20 protein-coding genes and 1 pseudogene are annotated in these 19,073 nt (G+C 70.9%); 14 read left to right on the top strand and 7 right to left on the bottom strand.

Features of this window, described 5'->3' with window-relative positions:
- Positions 1–152: 152 nt before the first annotated feature.
- Positions 153–1,391 carry a flavin-containing monooxygenase gene (locus ACFWYS_RS41250; RefSeq protein WP_384781173.1) on the bottom strand — a complete coding sequence of 413 codons (1,239 nt, stop codon included), beginning with the start codon at positions 1,389–1,391 and terminating at the stop codon, positions 153–155.
- A gap of 462 nt (positions 1,392–1,853) precedes the next feature.
- Here ACFWYS_RS41250 and ACFWYS_RS41255 point away from each other — a divergent pair.
- Positions 1,854–2,984, top strand: a pseudogene (locus ACFWYS_RS41255) (methyltransferase); the annotation flags it as partial.
- Positions 2,985–2,993: 9 nt separating this feature from the next.
- Here the strand turns inward: ACFWYS_RS41255 and ACFWYS_RS41260 are convergent.
- Positions 2,994–3,455 carry a GYD domain-containing protein gene (locus ACFWYS_RS41260; protein ID WP_384781227.1) on the bottom strand — a complete coding sequence of 154 codons (462 nt, stop codon included), beginning with the start codon at positions 3,453–3,455 and terminating at the stop codon, positions 2,994–2,996.
- 155 nt (positions 3,456–3,610) lie between these two features.
- On the opposite strand from ACFWYS_RS41260, the gene ACFWYS_RS41265 reads away from it, so the two are divergent.
- The 5 genes from ACFWYS_RS41265 to ACFWYS_RS41285 all read left to right on the top strand — a co-directional run bounded on the left by ACFWYS_RS41265 (position 3,611) and on the right by ACFWYS_RS41285 (position 7,438).
- Positions 3,611–4,039: a hypothetical protein gene (locus ACFWYS_RS41265; RefSeq protein WP_384781176.1), complete on the top strand. Its 429-nt coding sequence runs from the start codon at positions 3,611–3,613 to the stop codon at positions 4,037–4,039.
- 228 nt (positions 4,040–4,267) lie between these two features.
- Positions 4,268–5,551: a magnesium transporter gene (locus tag ACFWYS_RS41270; RefSeq protein WP_384781179.1), complete on the top strand. Its 1,284-nt coding sequence runs from the start codon at positions 4,268–4,270 to the stop codon at positions 5,549–5,551.
- Between the two features lie 2 nt (positions 5,552–5,553).
- Positions 5,554–6,153, top strand: a complete 600-nt coding sequence (locus ACFWYS_RS41275; protein ID WP_384781182.1) for a hypothetical protein — start codon at positions 5,554–5,556, stop codon at positions 6,151–6,153.
- Complete coding sequence (locus ACFWYS_RS41280) at positions 6,150–6,899, top strand: ATP-binding cassette domain-containing protein (protein WP_384781184.1); 750 nt, start codon at positions 6,150–6,152, stop codon at positions 6,897–6,899. Before ACFWYS_RS41275 ends, ACFWYS_RS41280 begins: the two co-directional genes overlap by 4 nt.
- A 125-nt stretch (positions 6,900–7,024) precedes the next feature.
- Entirely contained in the window at positions 7,025–7,438 is a 414-nt protein-coding gene (locus tag ACFWYS_RS41285; protein ID WP_384781187.1) for a hypothetical protein, read from the top strand.
- A gap of 43 nt (positions 7,439–7,481) precedes the next feature.
- Here ACFWYS_RS41285 and ACFWYS_RS41290 read toward each other — a convergent pair whose 3' ends face one another.
- A complete protein-coding gene (locus ACFWYS_RS41290) occupies positions 7,482–9,032 on the bottom strand; it encodes a subtype B tannase (protein WP_384781190.1) in 1,551 nt (516 codons plus the stop codon).
- A 192-nt stretch (positions 9,033–9,224) separates the two neighbouring features.
- Here ACFWYS_RS41290 and ACFWYS_RS41295 point away from each other — a divergent pair, with 192 nt between their 5' ends.
- The 5 genes from ACFWYS_RS41295 to ACFWYS_RS41315 all read left to right on the top strand — a co-directional run bounded on the left by ACFWYS_RS41295 (position 9,225) and on the right by ACFWYS_RS41315 (position 13,546).
- Positions 9,225–9,671, top strand: coding sequence for a DoxX family protein (locus ACFWYS_RS41295; RefSeq protein ID WP_384781193.1), 447 nt, complete (start codon positions 9,225–9,227; stop codon positions 9,669–9,671).
- On the top strand, positions 9,671–10,117 hold the full coding sequence (locus tag ACFWYS_RS41300) for a Zn-ribbon domain-containing OB-fold protein (RefSeq protein ID WP_384781196.1): 447 nt from the start codon (positions 9,671–9,673) through the stop codon (positions 10,115–10,117). Before ACFWYS_RS41295 ends, ACFWYS_RS41300 begins: the two co-directional genes overlap by 1 nt.
- 22 nt (positions 10,118–10,139) lie before the next feature.
- Positions 10,140–10,763 (top strand): GNAT family N-acetyltransferase, encoded by a 624-nt coding sequence (locus tag ACFWYS_RS41305; protein ID WP_384781199.1) that lies wholly within the window; start codon positions 10,140–10,142, stop codon positions 10,761–10,763.
- Between the two features lie 121 nt (positions 10,764–10,884).
- Positions 10,885–11,757 (top strand): GNAT family N-acetyltransferase, encoded by an 873-nt coding sequence (locus ACFWYS_RS41310; protein WP_384781201.1) that lies wholly within the window; start codon positions 10,885–10,887, stop codon positions 11,755–11,757.
- A 193-nt stretch (positions 11,758–11,950) separates the two neighbouring features.
- Entirely contained in the window at positions 11,951–13,546 is a 1,596-nt protein-coding gene (locus ACFWYS_RS41315; RefSeq protein ID WP_384781205.1) for an alpha/beta hydrolase, read from the top strand.
- Between the two features lie 63 nt (positions 13,547–13,609).
- Here ACFWYS_RS41315 and ACFWYS_RS41320 read toward each other — a convergent pair whose 3' ends face one another.
- Genes ACFWYS_RS41320 through ACFWYS_RS41330 form a run of 3 tightly spaced genes read right to left on the bottom strand, consistent with a single transcriptional unit; the run spans position 13,610 to position 15,932 of the window.
- Entirely contained in the window at positions 13,610–14,266 is a 657-nt protein-coding gene (locus ACFWYS_RS41320) for a pyridoxal 5'-phosphate synthase (protein WP_384781208.1), read from the bottom strand.
- Between the two features lie 27 nt (positions 14,267–14,293).
- Positions 14,294–14,719: a pyridoxamine 5'-phosphate oxidase family protein gene (locus tag ACFWYS_RS41325; RefSeq protein WP_384781211.1), complete on the bottom strand. Its 426-nt coding sequence runs from the start codon at positions 14,717–14,719 to the stop codon at positions 14,294–14,296.
- A 34-nt stretch (positions 14,720–14,753) separates the two neighbouring features.
- Positions 14,754–15,932 carry an acetyl-CoA acetyltransferase gene (locus tag ACFWYS_RS41330; RefSeq protein WP_384781213.1) on the bottom strand — a complete coding sequence of 393 codons (1,179 nt, stop codon included), beginning with the start codon at positions 15,930–15,932 and terminating at the stop codon, positions 14,754–14,756.
- A gap of 106 nt (positions 15,933–16,038) precedes the next feature.
- On the opposite strand from ACFWYS_RS41330, the gene ACFWYS_RS41335 reads away from it, so the two are divergent.
- Both ACFWYS_RS41335 and ACFWYS_RS41340 read left to right on the top strand, forming a co-directional pair.
- Positions 16,039–17,316: an acyl-CoA dehydrogenase family protein gene (locus ACFWYS_RS41335; RefSeq protein ID WP_384781216.1), complete on the top strand. Its 1,278-nt coding sequence runs from the start codon at positions 16,039–16,041 to the stop codon at positions 17,314–17,316.
- Positions 17,313–17,786, top strand: a complete 474-nt coding sequence (locus ACFWYS_RS41340) for a nitroreductase/quinone reductase family protein (RefSeq protein ID WP_384781218.1) — start codon at positions 17,313–17,315, stop codon at positions 17,784–17,786. The genes ACFWYS_RS41335 and ACFWYS_RS41340 overlap by 4 nt, the downstream gene beginning before the upstream one ends.
- Here the strand turns inward: ACFWYS_RS41340 and ACFWYS_RS41345 are convergent.
- Positions 17,781–18,404 (bottom strand): LysE family translocator, encoded by a 624-nt coding sequence (locus ACFWYS_RS41345; RefSeq protein ID WP_384781220.1) that lies wholly within the window; start codon positions 18,402–18,404, stop codon positions 17,781–17,783. The two genes, ACFWYS_RS41340 and ACFWYS_RS41345, sit on opposite strands and share 6 nt — an antisense overlap.
- A gap of 82 nt (positions 18,405–18,486) precedes the next feature.
- Between ACFWYS_RS41345 and ACFWYS_RS41350 the strand changes: the two genes are divergently transcribed.
- Positions 18,487–18,939, top strand: a complete 453-nt coding sequence (locus tag ACFWYS_RS41350; protein ID WP_384781222.1) for an Lrp/AsnC family transcriptional regulator — start codon at positions 18,487–18,489, stop codon at positions 18,937–18,939.
- The last annotated feature ends 134 nt before the right edge of the window (positions 18,940–19,073 follow it).

Raw genomic sequence — 19,073 nt, forward strand, 5'->3', positions numbered from 1 at the left:
TGAACAGTGCTCACATTCTGGCCCTGTGCGGCAGCGCGGTACAGCTCTCTCGTCACAACTGACTCGTAAGTAACAGGAGAGATGCGTAAGGGAGTTGAGGGTGCCCCGGTGGCAAGGTGTGCAGGCGCCCAGCTGTCCAGGCGCCCAGCGGTCTACGTCACCGGGAGCCGGGAGATCTGTCTGCTGCGGTCGCTGTTCCGGCCGCCGGTGACGGCCTTGGCGATCTTCTGGGCGTCGATCGCCATCTCGCGGAGGTTGCCGCTGATGGGGTTGGTGTAGCCGGTGAAGTAGAGGCCGGGGGCGTGGGCCGGTGTGCGGGCGCCCTGGACGACGGGCTTGCCGTGCGTGTCCAGCACGTCGAGGTGGCCGACGAGGTCCTCCAGGGCGCGGACGTATCCGGTGGCGGCGATGACGGCGTCCGGCGAGACGCGGTCGCCGTCGGCGAGGACGACCTTGCCGTCCTCGAAGCCGTCGACGGCGGCCACGATCTCGATGCGGCCGTTGCGCACGGCGTCGATGAGGCCGACGTCGAGGATGGGGATCGCCCCTTGCCTGACCCGGCTGTAGAGCCCGCTGTCGGGGCGCGGCAGTCCGCGGGCCGACAGGTCCGGCACGCTGAGCCTGGCCATGAGCCTCGCCAGCCGGTCGACGAGGCGGACCGGCAGCCGCCGTACCAGGATGCTGGTGAACTGGGCGGCCCAGCCGGCGGTGGAGCGGCGCACGATGTGCGGGGTGGTGCGAACCGCCAGCCGCACGCGTGAGGCGCCGCCCTCGACCAGGTCCACGGCGATCTCGGCACCGGTGTTGCCGATGCCGACGACCAGGACGTCGCGGCCGGCGTAGGGCGCGGGGTTGCGGTACTCGCCGGCGTGCAGGAACTCGCCGGTGTAGGTGTCGCGGCCGGGCCAGTCCGGGAGGCGCGGGGTGTGGTTGTGGCCGGTGGCCACGACGACCGCGGCGCCGGTCAGTTCACGGCCGCCGGTGGCGCGCAGCAGCCAGCCGGAGCCGTCGGGCGCGGGCTCGATCCGTGACACCTCGACGCCGGTGACGATCTCCAGGTCGTGGTACTCGGCGTACTTCTCCAGGTAGCGCACGACGTCGTCCCGGGCCACCCAGCGCCCGAAGCGACGCGGCATCGCCAGCCCCGGCAGGCCCGACAGCCGCCGGGTGGTGTGCAGATGGAGCCGGTCGTAGTGCCGCCGCCAGGAGGCCCCGACCCGGTCCGACTTCTCCAGCACCACGGCACGCAGCCCCTGTGCGCGCAGCGCGTACGCGACGGAGAGTCCGCCGGGGCCGCCGCCTATGACATAGACCGGGTGGTCCGTGGCGGGGTGTTCCGCGGTGGGGTGTTCCGCGGTGGGGTGGTCCGGGTGTTGGGGGGTGTCGGCCATGCTCCGGAGCGTAATCACGCAGCCGCTTGATGGGTCTCGGTCAAGCCCGGAATTGGTTGCGGATCGATCACGGCTGTAGGAGGAGTGGGTGGAGCCTGTGGCGTAGATCTCCTGGTTGTGGTTGTGGGGTGGACTTCGGGCGAGTCCGGATATGGCCTGTCCCGGTTGCCTGGGTGCTGAGGGCTGTGCGAGCCTCTGCGGCACCTCTGTGAAAGGGCTGTTCGTGACACTCGGGATCGTTCTCGGCATGGTTCTAGGCGACGTCTCCTCTCGCGCTTCGACGCGGGAGCGGTAGCCCTGCCTGCCCTGATGCTCACGCCTGTGCCGTAGGCCTGTCCGGCAATTCCCGCCAATTCCCGGCTGCCCCGCGGCATCCGGCCGGCCCCCGGCCCAGGCGCTCTCTCCCGCTCCTCGTCGAAGTGCTCTTCGTGCCCCCGCACGTTCGATCACGAGGAGTACGTCGTGTCCACGATCCGCTGGACCGAAGCCCACACCGCCCGCTCAGCCCGTTGGCATTCCGAGAGCGCCGCCTCGCCGCCCGGACGGGTCGTCGTCGCGGACGACCGTATGAAAGCCGCCGTCGCCTACCGTCTGGCCTGCGAAGGTACGGCGCTGCTGTGGCGGGGCGACTTCCACAACGCACGGCAGTTGCTGCGGGCGATGGGTCGCCGTATCGACCGCAGACCTCCCCGCCCGGGCGGCAGTCCGGCCGAGTCCTTCCATCTGCAGCGCCGGGCCCGCGGCCACCGGGCCCGTGTGCTGGGCCGGCTCCTGGTGCTGCTGGAGGACGACTACTCCCTGACGCTGCGCCGGGCGCCCGACGTACGTCAGGCGTGTGCCGAGGCGTACGGCGCTCCGCGCGACGCCGTGGTGGTCTCCTTGACGGAACTGCTGGGCGTGATCGGCGCCGAGCAGTGGCGCAGGAAGGGTGTGGCGGTGCCGGCCGTCAACGCCCGTATCCACCCGCACTACGGCGTGTTCGCGCCGACCAGGGGCGAGTACGTCGACCTCGTCGCGAGGACACCGCTCCCCGCGTCGGTGCAGCAGGGCGTTGGTGGTCGTACGGCATTCGACCTCGGCACGGGGACCGGCGTACTGGCCGTCGTCCTCGCCCACCGGGGGCTCGACCGGATCGTGGCCAGCGACATCAACCCGCGCGCACTGTCCTGTGCCCGCGAGAACGTCCGCCGACTGGGATTCGCCGGACGCGTCGATGTCGTGGGTCCCGCCCTGTTCCCCGAAGGCCGTGCCCACCTCGTCGTCTGCAACCCGCCCTGGATTCCCGCCCGTCCGACCTCTGACGTCGAGCAAGGCGTCTACGACCCGGACGGCGCCATGCTGCACGGCTTCCTGAACGGCCTGGCCTCCCATCTCGAACCGGGCGGCGAGGGCTGGCTCGTCCTCTCCGACCTTGCCGAACACCTCGGGCTCAGGACGCGTCGCGAACTGCTGGCCGCCATCGAAGCGGCGGGCCTGCACGTGCTGGGCAAGGCGGACACCAGACCCCGGCATCCGCGGGCCTCGGACGGCACCGACCCCCTCCACGCCGCCCGCGCCGCGGAGGTCACCTCGCTCTGGCGCCTGGCCGCCGCACCCGGGGATTCATGTGCCGGGGGCGCGGAAGCTGACCTGCCGTCGGGTGGCCTCGTCGATCTCGTCGAGGGTGAGGAGCGGGGTCGCCCGGGTCTGGAGCGCTCCGCTGGCCTTGACCGTGAGGCTGACGGCGGCCATCGAGACCGGGTCGGGGAAGTCGACGATGAGCACGATGTCGTCCTGCCCGAAGGCGAAGTACATGGTCTCGACCGTGCCGCCGAGACCGGAGACGACCTGCTCGACGGCGGCCCGACGACCGCTCGCGCCTTCCTTGAGCAGCCCTCTGGTGCCCTCGGACGTGTAGGTGGCCTGGATGAGGAACTTGGGCATACGGACGCTTCCTGACCTCGTGTTTCCTGACCTTGTGTTTCCGGACCTCGTGTTTCCGGTACGCAGCATGGCCTTCCCGCTGCCGCGTCGACCGCTGCTCGCGGGACGGCAGGATTCACCCGTTGGAGCCTGTTCGGGCATTAACCGGAATGCTTTGTTTCGCCGGGAGTGAGGCGCGAAGTGTCCTGTTTGATCATGGCTGACATGCGACGGGGGCGATGCTAGAGTCACCCAGCCTTTCGGTCTCCAGTTCGAGGGGGGCCTCGACGACCGCAAGGGCAAGGAGGGGATTTCCTTTGTCGGGAAGACTTTTGCGTAACTTCGGTGTCGTCGCGGGGGCGGCCGCCGCACTCACGATTGCCACCACCTCGGTTGCCTGGGCCAACTGGAGCAAGTCTCCTTTCAGCCTGGTCCAGGGGACCACTTCCCAGCAGTGGGTCGACGAGCAGTACAACGAATTCCACTTCACCGGCTGCGACCAGGCCGGAACCTCGGACAGCGTCGCTGTGGCGCTGTGGCAGCAGATCGACTGGGGCAGCGACGTAAAGCACGACACGTCGACGCTCACCAACTGCTTCAAGGGCTCCGGCTACACGAGCACGGCCACCCAGTCCAATCTGCCTTACGACAGCTACTACCTCGAAATCACCAAGCTCGGTTCGGGGTGCGGGGCTTGCACGGGTGCCGCTGACAAGGTCAGCGTGGACACGACCCTGGCTGACTGATCCTGCCGGGGGGGGGGGCCCGCGGGGGCGGGGGCCGCGCCCGCGGGCGCGGCCGCGCGCGCGCCCGGCCGCCGGCCCCGGGCGGGCGGGGGGGGGGGGGGTGCCGGGGGCCCCCCACCCCGGACCGGGGGCCACACCCCCGGGCCGCCTACACCGGCCGGGCCCCCCCCCACCTGGGGGCGCCCCCGGAATTGTTCGCCACTGGATCTGTTCTCCATTCGAGGGTTCATGCGCTTCTCCTCCGCTCTTCGCACGCATCCCGCCGTGCTGGCCTTTCCGGTGATCGGCCTTTTCTTCGCCTTCGTCTTCGTCACGAGCACCCGGCACATCGAGCGGCTCATCGCCGTGCCGTGGCCCGCACAGGTCGCGTCGTACGCCGTGCACGCCCCGGTACCGATGGCCGCCGCGGCGGCGGCAGGTCTGGCCGCGGTGGAGGCGACGCGCCTGCGGGCCCTCGGCACCTGGGAGTTGGGGGCGGCGCGCTCCGGCTGGCGCATCGCGGTCCGGCCCATCCTCATCACCGTGCTCTCCCTGTCGGTCCTCACCGCGGGCGTCACGGCCGGTGGGCTGTGGGTGGTCGGGGTCCTTCCCGACCTGTTTGTGCTGCACCTGATGGCGATCGTCGTCGTCCTGCTCACCGCGCACGCCGTCATCGGATTCGCCATAGGGCGCCGCTTCCACGCGCTGTACGCCGCGCCGGTCGTGGCCGTGGCGGTGTTCGTCGGGATCAGCTTCCCGCTGGGCACCGACAGTTACTGGGCGCACCATGTCACCGGGTCCATCGCCTGGCTCGGATTCGGTGAGGCGTATTCGCCGGCGATGACGGTGGCCGCGCTCCTGCCGACGGTCTGTCTGGCCGTCGCCTGTGTCGTACTGACGGCGCCGCGGCGCATTCGCGTCGCCTCGGTCGCCGTATCCCTGGTGATCGCGGTCGGTGGCCTGCTCGGCGCATACGGCATTGCCAAGGACTGGCATTCGATCGCTCCCGCCGCCAAGGGATTCGCCCCCGTCACCTGCGAGGGGGAAAAGCCCGAAGTCTGCCTGCCGTCGGCCGGTTCCGAGCACATCGGGCAGATCCAGGCCGAACTCGCCGGGATGACGGACAAATTGCGGGCCAAGGGCGTCATCGTCGAGAAGCCCACCCGCATCACCGATGTCAGCGTGGCCGGTGTGCAGCAGTTCGACACCAGGGGGGAGCACTGGGCACTCGACCTCGTGCCCGGGAACGCGGACAAGGTGCTCCGGGAGAACATCGCCATCGAGGTCGTCGGAATTCCCTGCGCGCGACCGGACTGGAACGCCCTGCACTACAACACCCTCTGGGCCGCCCGGACGGCCGGAGTGGAGAGCGAGTACCTTGCCTGGCTGTCCCGTGAGACCCAGCAGTTCACACAGGGGCAGAGCCGCGCACAGCTCCTCGCCGAGATGGACAGGGTGAGCGGGCTTCCCCTGCGGGAGCAGAAGGCCTGGTACGCCGACCAGCTCCGCCGGGCCTGCGGGGCAGGTCGCTGACCATGATCTGGTGGCTGCGTCAGCGGGGAGCACTGGGGCTGCTGCCCGGTGCCCTGGCGGCCTTCGTCCTCAGCGTCGTACTCACCGCGGACGTGGTCGTCGTCTTCCCCGCGTTCCTGGGGGATTTCGCGGTACCGACAGAGCTCAGCAACTTCCTCTGCCTCATTCCCTCCGTCGCCCTGGTCGTCTGCCTCGAACGGCGGCTTCCCTCCGTGGAACGGTCCGCCGTCCGCAGGCTCGACGCCAGGGACGTCACGCTGGTCGCCGGTTTCGCCGTGCTCGTGTCCGCGGTGGCCATGGCGATGTCCGCGGCGATGTCCACGCTCGGCCAGGACGCGATGTGGACGGCGGCACGCAACAACCTGCTCTTCTGCGGACTCGCTCTGGGCGCCTGGCCGCTGCTCGGACACCGGGCGACCCTGGTCCCCGTCTTCTGGATGATCCACTCCATGTTCCTCGGGGGCCGCAGCCTCAACGACCCCTACCCCTGGGTGATCGTCACGGAGAAGGCCCAGGTCACACATGCCGCCGTGGGTGCCGCCGCCGTCTTTCTGGCCGGCGTTCTCTCCCTCATCTGTTTCGCACCAAGGACCGACCGATGACTCTGCTGCTCGACCGTGTGACCTTCGGCTACCGCCGCTGGACGCGCCCCGTCCTGGCCGACTTCACCTACGAGGTCCCCGAGCAGGGCCTGACGATCCTGCTCGGCCCCAACGGGGCGGGCAAGTCCACCACGATGGCGCTGCTCGCCGGCACGGCCGAGCCCAAGGCGGGCAGCGTCGTCCTCAGCGGCACGGACCTCACCTCCGCCAGCCGTGAATACCGTCGCCACGTGGCCTGGCTGCCCCAACGGGTGCCCACCTCGCGGCAGTTGTCCGCCCGCGAGTACGTCGCGTACGTCGCCTGGCTGAAGGGCGAGGAACGCTCCCGTGCCTGGGAGCGCGCCGGAGCGGCCCTCGACCAGGTCGGCCTCGCCGAGCAGGCCCGCAGCAAGACGGCAAGGCTGTCCGGGGGACAGCTCCGCCGCGTCGGCATCGCCTGCGCCCTGGCCCACGACGCGCGCGTGATCCTGCTGGACGAGCCGACGGCCGGGCTCGACCCGCACCAGCGCACGGTCTTCCGTGACGTGCTGCGGGAGGTCGCGGCGAAGACCCCGGTGCTCATGTCCACGCATGACATCGCCGACCTGGCCGACGAAGCCGACACCGTCACCCTCATGAAGGACGGCACGGTCCTCCACCACGGCGGCACCGAGAGCTTCCTGGACCACGCGCGCCCCGACGCCGCACCGGCACGCCGGGCCGAGTCGGCGTACTCGGTCCTCATGGGACTGGACGGCTCGCAGTGACGCCGCGGCACCCTTGAGCGTGCGTGCCATGCCCTGAGCCGGCGCAGGTACTCGGATTCGTACTCGAACGGAACTGAGTACCTGAGCTCTGTCCGGAGCCGGGGCGGGACGAGAACTCTTGGACCATGAGTGAAGTACTGCGGAAACCCGTTCCCCAGCTGGTGTCGATGCTCGTGCTGGCCGGACTGTCGCTGGCGGGGTGGGCCGCCTGGCTGGGCTGGGATCAGCATCGGGATGTGCATCCTGACGGTTCGACGACCGGACCGTACGAGGCGTGGCAGGTGATCGGGCTGGTGCTGACGCTGCTGGTGCCGGTGTACTGGGCGGCATCCCGGTGGTACGTCGCTGGTGCCGTGCTCGGCACCACGGCCGGTCTGACCGTCGGCGCCTACTACGACTGGTCGGACGACGCCTCCGGCCTGTTCGTGATCGGCGTGGCCATGATCATGATGGGCACCCTCGCCGTGACCACCGCTCTGACAGCCATGGTGACCGTCGGCCCCCTCCCCGCGATCGGCTCCGCGAAGCGGGCGGCCTGACCTCGCGTCTGCGGGGTGGGGGAGTCCTTGTAACCGCTAACCGCTAACCGCTGATCCTGGCGATCCACTTGATGAAGTCGCCGGGGTCCGTGTTGGCCCCGTGCCCCTCGTCCCAGTAGTAGAGGTGGCTGACCTCGTCGCCCAGCCCGTGCGCGGCGGCGGCGAGGTTGGCGGAGACCGTGTGGGACGTGTCGGAGTCCTTCGTGCCGAGGCGGATCCACCAGTGCTTGGTGCGGTGCGGGTTGGCCTTCCCGGTCAGGAAGGGCATGGGGTTCATCAGCCGCAGAGTCTCGGGGAGGTCGCCGTCCAGGCGGGCGCTGGTTCCGCTCTCGTGACGCAGGCTGTAGAGGGTGAAGTGGCGGGCCTGTGTGGTGCCCTTGCCGAACAGGTTGTTCTCGCCCGCGGAGAGGTCGAAGGCGTCGAAGGCCGGGGTGGACTTCTTCCGGGCGCCCACGTGGGTGAGGAAGCCGGACCAGGAGAACGACGCCTTGCCGTCGGACCAGGTGATGAACGGGTTCGCGGTCAGATACGACGCCCGGTCCGCGTCCGAAAGGGCCGTCAGGTACCTCGTCGCCGACGGCTCCAGGTACTGCTCGACCAGGTACGCGTCATAGTTCCGCGCCGTCAGCGTGCCGAAGCCGCCCAGGCCCTTCAGCCTCAGGGACGCCTGGTACTCGGCGAACTGCGACCGCAGCGCCTTCGACACCGTCTGGTCGACCTGCGAGCCGGAACTCGTGGCGTTGGAGCCCCAGTTCCACTCGTAGGCGCCGTCGGCGTGCTCCAGGTCGGTGATCGGGCACCAGGCGCCGGTCGCGAAGATGGCGTCGGAGGCATCCGCCGCCCCGATCTCGTCGAGGTACTCCGCGTAGAGCGGGCTGTCGCCGGACGCGCCGAGCAGCGAGGACAGGGCGCCGCCCGCGCTGGTGCCGGAGGAGACGATGCGGTCCACGTTGCCGGGTATGCGGCCCTTGTTGGAGCGGACGTAGCGGACGGCGGCCTTGAGGTCGACGATCGCTGCGGGGGCCACGCCGTAGTACGTCCCCGTGGAGTCGACCAGCGTACGGCCGCGGGCGCCGGGCTCCACGACCACGTAGCCGGCCGCGAGCGCCAGCTTCGGGAGGCTCACCATCCTGCCCCCGCCCCCGCCTCCGCCCATGCCCCCGCCCACGCCCGTCGCGTCCGCGACGGACGACGGCATGTAACCGCCCACCGAGTTGGCGAAGAGGACCGGGGCGTTCGCCGCGTCCACGGCCGTACCGTCGATCTTCACGGGCACGCTGACGTTCAGGCTCTGGTACTTCTCGTCGACCGGCCTGGCGACATAGGTGATCGCCTTGTAGAAGCGGTACTCCACCCCGTGGTCGGCGCCGTCGGCGTCGGTGATGGTCGTGGTCAGCGTCGAGTAGGCGTCCTCGTCGAACACCAGGGCAGCCGAGGCCGAAGCCCCGGAGCCGCTCGCGCCTCCCGGCTCACCCGACCCACCCGACCCACCCGACCCACCCGACCCACCCGGCTCACCCGACCCGCTCGACGCCTGCGCGGTCAGCCCGATTGCGCCGACCGCGGCGGCCCCGGCGGTCGCCCCGATCCCCATGACCAAGCTCCTGCGCTTCACTGCCCTGTGCTTCACGTCCGGCTCCCTCGGCTGTCTCGGTGTCTCGGTGTCTTGGCTTGCGCCTGGTGAACCTAGCCGGAGTGCGAACAAGATTGCCAACAATTCTGTCGGATTCATCACCGGTGCACAGGCGATTGTCAGGCCCCGCTAATCTGACGTACCGTCAGATCCATGGACGCGATCTGGCTCACAGGTGCGGAATGGCTGGCCGTGCTCCGGATAGGCCTCGGGTTGTGGTGGCTGGAGAGCTGGCGGCACAAGGACAAGAAGAGCTGGTTCGAGGGGGCGGGGATCTCCTGGGCGGCGGACGTCGCGGCCAAGCACCGCTGGAACGCCGTACGCTCCGGCTTCGAGGTCGTCGTGAAGCCACGGCCGCGGACCATGGCGTACGTCGTCCTTTACGCGGAGCTGGCCCTCGGCCTCGGGCTCGTCCTCGGGTTCCTGACCCCGCTCGCCCTCGTCGGCGGACTGCTGCTCAACGGTCTCTACTTCGCCCTGATGATCCATGACTGGGCCGAGCAGGGGCAGAACTCGATGATGGCCCTGATCTCCCTGGTCGCGCTGTTCGGGATGTCATGGCAGTCGTGGTCGCTGGACAGCGCGCTGGGGCTGTTCTGATGGCAGACCGGCGACCCGACGCACCGGACAGACGGCGCTACGACACCCCGGACCAGCAGCGCTACGACATCCCGGAAGCCGACGCCTTCACCCGCACCTACTGGGACGCGGCGGCGAACGGCCGGCTCCTCCTCCGCCGGTGCGGCGCCTGCGGACGGGCCCACCACTACCCCCGCGAGTTCTGCCCCCACTGCTGGAGCGAGGACGTGACCTGGCAGCCCGTCAGTGGCCGGGCCACCCTCTACACCTGGTCCGTCGTCCACCGCAACGACCTGCCGCCCTTCGGGGAGCGGACGCCGTACGTCGCCGCCGTCGTCGATCTCGCCGAGGGGCCGCGGATGATGACCGAGGTCGTCGAGTGCCCGGACCCCGGGCGGCTGCGGGCCGGGATGGAGCTGGAGGCCGTCTTCCGCGACGGGGTTCCGGTGTTCCGGGCCCGCGGGTGACCGAGGCGGGTTTAATGACCGCATGCCCCACACCGACATACGACCTCCCGCCCACCCCGTCCCCGACCTGCACGGCAACGGTCTGCGCCTGCGTCCCTGGGACGCGGAATCCGAGGTCGACGTGGAGGCGTGGTTCCGGGGGCGCACCGACCCCGAGTTCCGGCGCTGGAACACCCCGCTGAAGATCACCACGGACCTTGACGGCGCCCGGGAATCCCTGCGGGACGCGGTGCGGAACTCGGCGGAGGGTACGGCGGCGTCGTACTGCGTCACCGACGCGGCGACCGGCGCGCCCCTCGGGCACGTCGGCGTCAACCTCATCGACCGGGTGATGAGCTCCGCCCGCGTCGGCTACTGGATCCTCCCCGAGGCCCGTGGCCGGCGCGTCGCCACGCACGCCCTCGCCCTCGCCGCCCGCTGGGCCCTCACCGAACCGGGCCCGGGCCGTGACCTGGGCCTGGGCCTGCACCGCCTGGAACTCGGTCATGCCGCCGGCCACGACTCCTCCTGCCGTATCGCTGAGCGGTGCGGCTTCCGCCCGGAGGGGACCCTGCGGGGCGCGATGTGGGAGGCGGACCGGCAGGACGCGTACCGGGACGTGCATCTGCACGCGCGGCTCGCGACCGATCCGGACGTCAACCTGTAGACCACGCGGGCCGTGAACCCGGAGCCTCTCAACCCCCGCCTGAGGGTGGGGTCTTGTGTCGGCTTCGTGTCCGCGACGGAAAAGGGTGCACAACCCCCGCCCGGGCGCGGGATCATGAGGTATGCGCCCGGACGACTGGTACTGCACCCAGGATCTCACCGGTTTCCTCGCCCACGCCGGAGGCTTCCTGCGCTCCCGCCCCGATCTGCACACCGTCGCCCTGACGGTGACCGAGACGCTGCGCACGAGCGGACTGCGCGCGTACGGCGACGAACCGCCCGTCTTCGGTGTGCTGGAACTGGGCGGGCAGGTGCGGGCCGCCTACTTCCGCACCCCGCCCTTCCGGCTGAACGTCACGCCGCTCGGCCCCGACGAGGCCGACTCGCTCGCCGCCCATCTGATAGCCCTCGGCCATTCGGTCCCGGGCGTCATCGCGGCCCGGGACACCGCCGAGGCCTTCGCCGCGGCCTGGCGCCGGCACGCGGGCGGACGGAGCCTCGTCAGCCAGCGCCAACGGCTGTACCGGCTGGGGAACCTGACCCTCCCGAACCCCCTGCCGCCGGGCCGGGCCCGGGTCGCCGGCAAGGAGGACCGGGAGCGACTGATCCGCTGGTACGGCGAGTTCATCGACGCCGTCGGCGACCATGCCGCCCGCGACGCCGCCGCCTGGGCCGACGCGCGCATCGCCCGTGGGGGCATCACCTTCTGGGAGAGCGGGGACGGCGCCCCCGTGGCCATGGCCGGCGTGACCCGCGTGGTCGCCGGCCAGGTCCGGGTCGCTCCCGTCTACACCCCGCCCCACCTGCGCGGGCGCGGCTACGCGGGCGCGGCCACCGCAGCGGTCAGCCGCTCCGCGCTCACCTCCGGGGTACGCGAGGTACTCCTCTTCACGGACCTGGCCAACCCGACGAGCAACAGCCTCTACCAGCGCATCGGATACCGAGCAGTGTCCGACTTCGCCGCATATGACTTCCGGGACGATCGGGGCTTCTAGACCCTGACGAAGCCGACTTGAACTAGACGTCGCGGAGCCGGACTCGGTTGTCCGACTCCGGGACCATCCGTCATGCCCGTAGGTCCGTCCGTGGTCGGACCGAATCCTGTCTCTTTGATGGATTCGCCCAACTCCACCACACGAAAGGGTTGGTGCGTCTCATACGCACCCATCCCAAGGACGGACCTCCCACGTGCGCAGCAGTCGCATAGCTCCCTTCCTGGCGGCCAGTGCCGTCGCCGCCCTGATACCCGCGCTCGCACCGGCCACCGCGTCCGCAGCGGCACCCGCCGCGGCGAATCCGCTGAACCCGTACCTTCAGCAGAAGCCGGCCTGGCACCGCTGTGACAGATCGATGCCGGCGACCTTCCAGTGCGCCACGATCAAGGTGCCCCTCGACTACAGCAAGCCCGGCGGCAAGAAGCTCGATCTGGCGATATCGAGGGTGAAGGCGAGCAGTGAGCGGGAGCGTCGCGGTGTGCTCCTGCTCAACCCGGGCGGCCCGGGCGGTCCGGGCCTCGACATGCCGCTGCTGCTGGCCACCGAGCTGCCGAAGTCCGTGAAGAACAAGTACGACCTCATAGGCTTCGACCCGCGAGGCATGGGCCAGAGCTCTCCCGTCAGCTGCGGTCTGACGCCCGCGGAAGAGAACTGGGAACGGCCGTACAAGCCCGGGACGTTCGCCAAGGACGTGAAGTGGGCACGGACCTTCGCCGAGAAGTGCCACGCCAAGCAGGGCGACAAGCTGCGCCACATCACCACCCGCAACACCGCCCGGGACATGGATGTGATCCGTGCCGTGCTCCGCGAGAAGAAGATCTCCTACCTGGGGTACTCGTACGGCACCTACCTCGGCGCGGTCTACACGCAGATGTTCCCCAAGCACTCCGACCGCATCGTGCTGGACAGCGCCGTCGACCCGGCCCGGATCTGGCGCGGCATGATCCAGATCTGGGCGGAGGGCACCGAGCCCGCCTTCACCAGGTGGACCGAGTGGACCGCCGAGCGGAACTCGACGTACAAGCTGGGAGCGACTTCCGAGGCGGTCCGCAAGACCTTCTACGACCTGGTCGCCCAGGCCGACCGCAAGCCGATCGACCTCGACGGGGCCAAGCTGACCGGTGATGACATCCGCTCCGGCGGCCGTGCCACGTTCTTCAGTGTGCGGGACGCCGCCGAGTCGGTCGTCGAGCTGAAGAAGGCCGCCGAGGGCAGGCGTCCGTCCGCGCACCGGAAGAGCGGGACGCCCACGCCGGTTCCGCCGTCGTTCGCCCGCGCCGTGCCGGGGGACAACGGCACCGCCGGCTTCTGGACCGTCGTCTGTGCCGACACCCGCAACTGGCCGCGCGATCCCGAGCAGTACCGCAGCGACGCGATCAGGGACAAGGCCAAGTACCCCGTGTACGGCGACTTCGCGTCCAACATCAAGCCGTGCGCGTTCTGGAAGAAGAACGGCGGTGAGCCCGCCACCAGGATCGACAACAAGGTCGGCGCGCTGATCCTGCAGAACGAGTGGGACTCCCAGACTCCGCTGGCCAGCGGCCAGGGCCTGCGCCGGGTCATGAAGGGCGCGAAGCTGGTCACGGTCCTCGGCGGTGTCGGGCACGGCATCTACGGCACCAAGTCCTGCGCGGACAAGACGGCCACGGCCTACCTGACCACCGGCAGGATGCCGGCGAACGACGCGACCTGCCAGGCCGCCCCGGCCGCACGCGAGCGCACCGGCACCAACCCGCTGCCGCTGCCGACGCCTCCGGGTCTGCCCGGGGCGGCCACTGACCGGCGGTGACACGCGGCTGATCCGCCCCGCCCCGTCAGCCGGCCAGGTCCTGGGCCAAGTCCAGGACCTGGACTAGGGCCACAGCAGTTCCTTCGCCCACCCCTGCGCCGTACGGCGATACACGAGCCGTACATGGCGACGGGCCGCGTCGCCCTGGAAGAACTCGACCTCGTCGGGGCGCAGGCGGTAGAGGGTCCAGGACGGGACCGGGGCGTCCGGTTCGTGCTGGGCGCGGTCCCAGGCCGCCTGGGACTCGCGCCTCAACTCCTCCAGGGAGGACAGGGCTTCGCTCTGGCGGCCGGTCAGGGCGGCCGCCAGAGCGCCGGTCGAGCGGGCGTGCAGATCGGCCTGGGACTCGGTGGACGGGGCCGTCGTGACCGGGCCGCGCACCCGCACCTGGCGGCCCTGCGCCGGCCAGTAGAAGCCGAGCGCCGCGTGCGGGCGGGCGGCGAGCTGACGGCCCTTGCGGCTGCCGGCGTGCGTCGCGAAGGACCAGCCGGACGGGTCGGCGCCGTGCAGCATCACGGTCCGTACGTCCGGCATCCCGGCCTCGTCCGCCGTGGCGAGGGACATCGTGTGCGGCTCCACCTGCCCGGCCGCCACCGCCTCGGCGAACCAGGCCGTGAACAGGGCCAGCGGGTCGGCGGGCGTGGCCGCCGGGTCGAAGGCGGGCAGGTCGACGTCCCAGACGCGCAGCGACCTCAGCAGGTCATGAAGATCCGTTCCCATCCCCCGATTGTCACGTGCGGCGCCGGCTCACACCTGACCGAGGTCCGATGACACCCATCGCTCGGGACGCATATGGACGACCACCTGCTCCCCGTGGTTCTTCCAGGCGAAGTCGACATAGCCGTCGACCTTGTCGGCCGGGAGGTAGCGGGCCGAGACCTCCCGGAGCTGTTCGATCGTGGCGGGGGTCGTGCTGACGACCGGGCCCTCGACCGACACGTACCGGATCGTGGGTTCGAGCCGGTCGACCATCAGGGCGAACCGGCCCGCCGGCTGGATCAGCCGGTTCTTCCGGGAGTCCACTCCCGTCATGATCCATACGTCGCCGCCGGGTTCGTACTGGTACCAGATCGGCACGGTCAGCGGTGCGCGCCCCGCGCCCGCGTCGACGGCCAGCGCGGCGATATGGGGTTCGGCCAGGAACTCTTCACGCTCTTCGCGGGTCAGTGCCATGCCTGTTCCTCCCGGTCCGGTCGACGATCGTGTCTCACTCCCTCCCCAGCACCAACGTCCCCGACGAGCAGAACCATCCCCCGGTGGCCGAAGCCACCCCCAGTCGCGGCAGCTCCCCACGCCCGCCCGGCCCCCACACCTGACGCTCCCCGCCCTCGCCCCGCAGCTGCCGCACGGCCTCCACCAGCAGGAACAGCCCCCGCATCCCGGGGTGCTGGGCCGACAGCCCGCCGCCGTCCGTGTTCACGGGCAACTCACCGCCCCGCACCAGCAGCCGTCCCTTCTCCACGAACGCCCCGCCCTCGCCCTTCCCGCAGAAGCCGAGGTCTTCCAGCGTCACCAGGGTCATGTACGTGAACGCGTCGTAGAGCTCCGCGAAGTCGATCTCCTCCGGTCGCACTCCGGCCCGCTCGAAGGCGAGCCGTCCGCTCACCGCCGCCGGACCGGTCGTGAAGTCGGGCCACTCGGACATCGCGGCGTGCGAGACATGCTCCCCGGTGCCGAGGATCCACACGGGTGCCGTACGGCAGTCCCGTACGAACTCCTCGGCGGCCAGCAGCACCGCTGCCCCGCCGTCGGAGCGGATACAGCAGTGCAGCTTGGTGAAGGGGTCCGCGATCATCGGTCCGGACAGGACGTCGTCGACCGTGATCGGGTCACGGAACATCGCCTCCGGGTTCAGGGCGGCGTTCGCCCGCGCCTGGACCGCCACCTGCGCCAACTGCTCGATCGTCGTGCCGTGTTCGAGCATGTGACGGCGGGCCGCCATGGCGTACTTCGCGATGAGGGTGTGGCCGTAGGGGACCTCGAACTGCAGGGGTCCCCGCGAGCCGAACGACAGGTTTCCGGTACGCCGGCCCGCCCTGATGTCCGCTCGGGCCGTCGAACCGTAGGCCAACAGCACCGCGTTCGCGTGGCCGGCCGCTATCGCGTCCGCCGCGTGCGCCGCCATGACCTCCCACGTGGAGCCGCCCACCGAGGTGGAGTCGACCCACGTCGGGCGCAGGCCCAAGTACTCGGCCACCTCGACCGGCGCGAGGGTGCCGAGACCGGCGGACGCGAAGCCGTCCACCACCTCGCGGCCCAGTCCCGCGTCGGCCAGCGCGCGGCGGGCCGCCTGGGCGTGCAGGGCGTACGGCGTCGCGTCGTCCACCCGACCGCAGTCGGACAGGGCCACGCCGACCACGGCGACTTTCCGGCTCCCGGCAGTCATGCGAGGCCTCCCACCTGAGTACGTCCACACCTCTGTGCATCTCGCTACGGCCCTCCTAATATGACGGACCGTCAGATCTGCGGGGAAGAGCCGGAGGGAACAGCCCATGGACGCCAGCTTCACCCCCGAGCAGGACGAGATCCGCCGCACCCTCCGCGAGCTGCTGCACAGCCGCTGCGGACCCCGGCAGCTGCGCGCGGCCCTCGACACCCCCGCCGGACACGACCCCGCCCTGTGGACGGCCCTCGCCGAACAGCTCGGCCTGCCCGGACTCGCCCTGCCGGAGGCGTACGGCGGCGTCGGCTGCTCGGCGACCGAACTCGCCCTGGCCTGCGAGGAGACGGGCCGGGTCCTGGCACCCACCCCGCTGTTCGCCACCGCCGTCCTCGCGGCGCCCCTGATCGCCGCCCTCGGCACCGAGGCCCAGCGCGCCGCACTGCTGCCCCGCATCGCCTCCGGCGCGCTCACCGCCGCCCTCGCCGTCCCCGGCACCGCACTCGCCACCGCCCTCGCCCTCACCGGCGACAACGGCGGCGACTGGGCCGGCGGCGGACGCGCCGGGGGAGTGCAGGCGCGGCGGGTGGCGGAGGGCTGGCGGCTGTACGGGCAGGTCGACCAGGTGCTGGACGGGCACAGCGCGGGGCTGCTGGTGGTCGCCGCGCACGCCGGGGGGTTCGCCCGGTCACGGACGCTGCTGTTCCTGGTGGAGGGGGATGCCGCCGGGGTCGTACGCGTACGGCAGACCGCACTGGATGCCACCCGGTCGCAGGCGCGGGTCCAACTCCGGTACGTAGACGCCGAGTTGCTGGGTGACGAGGACGGCCGGGAAGTCCTGCCGGCCCTCGCCTCGGCGGGCGACACGGCCGCCGCCGCCCTCGCGTGCGAGGCCGTGGGAGCCGCCGACCGGGCGCTGGAGCGGACCGTGGAGTACGTGGGCCAGCGGGAGCAGTTCGGCCGGGCGATCGGCTCCTTCCAGGCGGTGAAGCACCGGTTGGCGGACGTGTACGTGGCAGTCCAGGCAGCAAGATCGGCGGCCTATTACGCGGCCTGGGCTGCAACGCCCTGTAGGGGCGCGGGTCGTGTCGATATGCGGCTCCGCCGCGTGGGCGCGACCAACCACGACGCTCCCGCAGACGCGAGACGGCACAAAGTGGCACCCCCAGAGGCGCACCTCGCCCTCGCACACGCGCTGGAAGCCCTCCGCACCGCAGCCGCCGAAGGCATCCAGCTGCACGGCGGCATCGGTTTCACCTGGGAGCATGAGGCGCACCTTTACTTCAAGCGGGCCGCAGGCGACGAGCTCCTCTTCGGCCCGGTCCACCGGCTGCGGGCGCGCGCCGCCGACGCGGCCCGGCTCTTCGACACCCAGGAGGTGGCGGTGTGATCGGCGTGCGGGTCGTGCAGAAGGTCTCGTCCACGCGGGGCTTCGCCAAGGTCGCCCCCCATCTGATCCCGGCCCTCGACCGTGCCGTACACCGGCTCACGCGCGGAAAGGTGCTGCTCAGCGCACAGATGCTGCCCGGCGTGATCCTGACCTCGACCGGTGCCCGCAGCGGACAGCCGCGCCGTACGCCGCTCGCCTGTATGCCCGAGGAGGACGGCCGTTCCTGGATCCTCGTCGGCTCCAACTTCGGCCGCCCCGGCCACCCCGCCTGGACCCACAACCTCCTCGCCCATCCGGACGCCGAGGTCAGCTGGAAGGGCGTCGACATCCCCGTCACGGCCCGGCTGCTGGAGGGCGAGGAGCGAGCGGCCGTCTGGAAGGCGGTGCTCGCGTTCTGGCCGCCGTATGCGACGTATCAGGAACGGGTGGAGCGGGAGATCCGGCTCTTCAGGATTGTGCCCGGGTCATAGCGTCGCCAGGCGCTGGACCAGCAGGAACGTGCCGATCCCGAGCATCGCCGCCCCCGATGTGCGCGCGACCGCGCGGGCCGCCGCCGGGCGGGCGCCCAGGACCGCGCGGGCCGCGAGGCCCACCGTGAGGTAGACGGCGGCGCAGCACGCCATGTGGAGCAGGCCGAGTACGGCGGTCTGGGCGGGGACCGGCAGATGGTCGCCCTTCGTCACCAGGAACTGCGGCAGCACCGAGAGGTAGAGCAGCAGGCCCTTGGGGTTCAGCCCGCTGATCGTGGCCCCCCGCAGAAAAGCGCGGGCCGGGCTCGCGGACACCGTCTCCTCGGCCTCCCCCGGCGTGCCCGGACGGCGCAGCACGCCCCAGCCCAGCCACACCAGATACGCGGCGCCGACGGCCGTCAGCGCCGTCAGCAGCGCCGGCTCGCCCGCCACCAGCACCGCCAGTCCCGCCACCGCGAGGACCGTGTGCAGGGCGTACCCGGTGACCAGGCCCGCCACCGCCGTCACCGGCGTGCGGTCGCGCAGCCCGGCGGATATCGCGTACGCCCAGTCGGCGCCCGGCACGCAGACGAGCAGCAGGTCGATGGCGAGGAAGGAAATGAGCAGCCCGGAGTCCATGGTGGCGACATTAGGCGTGAATGGCCCGAAAGTGTTGTCGAAGTTTGCCCATGATCCGCCACTGTGAGGGAAGATCTGCCTCATGGACGACGTGGACAGAAAGATTCTTGCCGAGCTGCAGCAGGACGGGCGGCTGACCGTGACCGAGCTGGCCGCGCGGGTGCGGCTCAGTGTCTCGCCGTGCCACCGTCGGCTGCGGGAGCTGGAGCGGGCCGGCGCGATCAGCGGATACCGGGCCGTCGTGGAGCCGGCCGCCGTCGGGCTGAACTTCGAGGCGCTGGTCTTCGTCTCCATGCGGCAGGAGGACCGGGACACGGTCGCCGGGTTCGAGGGCGCGCTGGCCGACATCCCGCACGTGGTGGAGGCGCAGCGGCTGTTCGGGGAGCCGGACTATCTGCTGCGGGTGGTCGCCGCGGACCTCGCCGCCTACCAACGGCTGTACGACGAGCGGCTGGCCACGCTGCCGGGGGTGCAGCGGCTGACCTCGACGCTGGTGATGAAGCACGTGGTGAACGACCGGCCCCTGCCGGCGTGATGTGAGCCGCCGTGAACGGGCAGCAGGCGGGGGGGGGGGGGGCGGGGGGGCCCCCCGCGCGGCGCGGCGTGCGGGGCGGGGGTTTTGTGGGTGTTTAAAAAAGTGAGAGGGGCCCCCGCCAACACGATTTGATA

The organism is Streptomyces sp. NPDC059010 (assembly GCF_042740355.1).
In the GTDB taxonomy this organism is placed as follows: Bacteria; Actinomycetota; Actinomycetes; order Streptomycetales; family Streptomycetaceae; genus Streptomyces.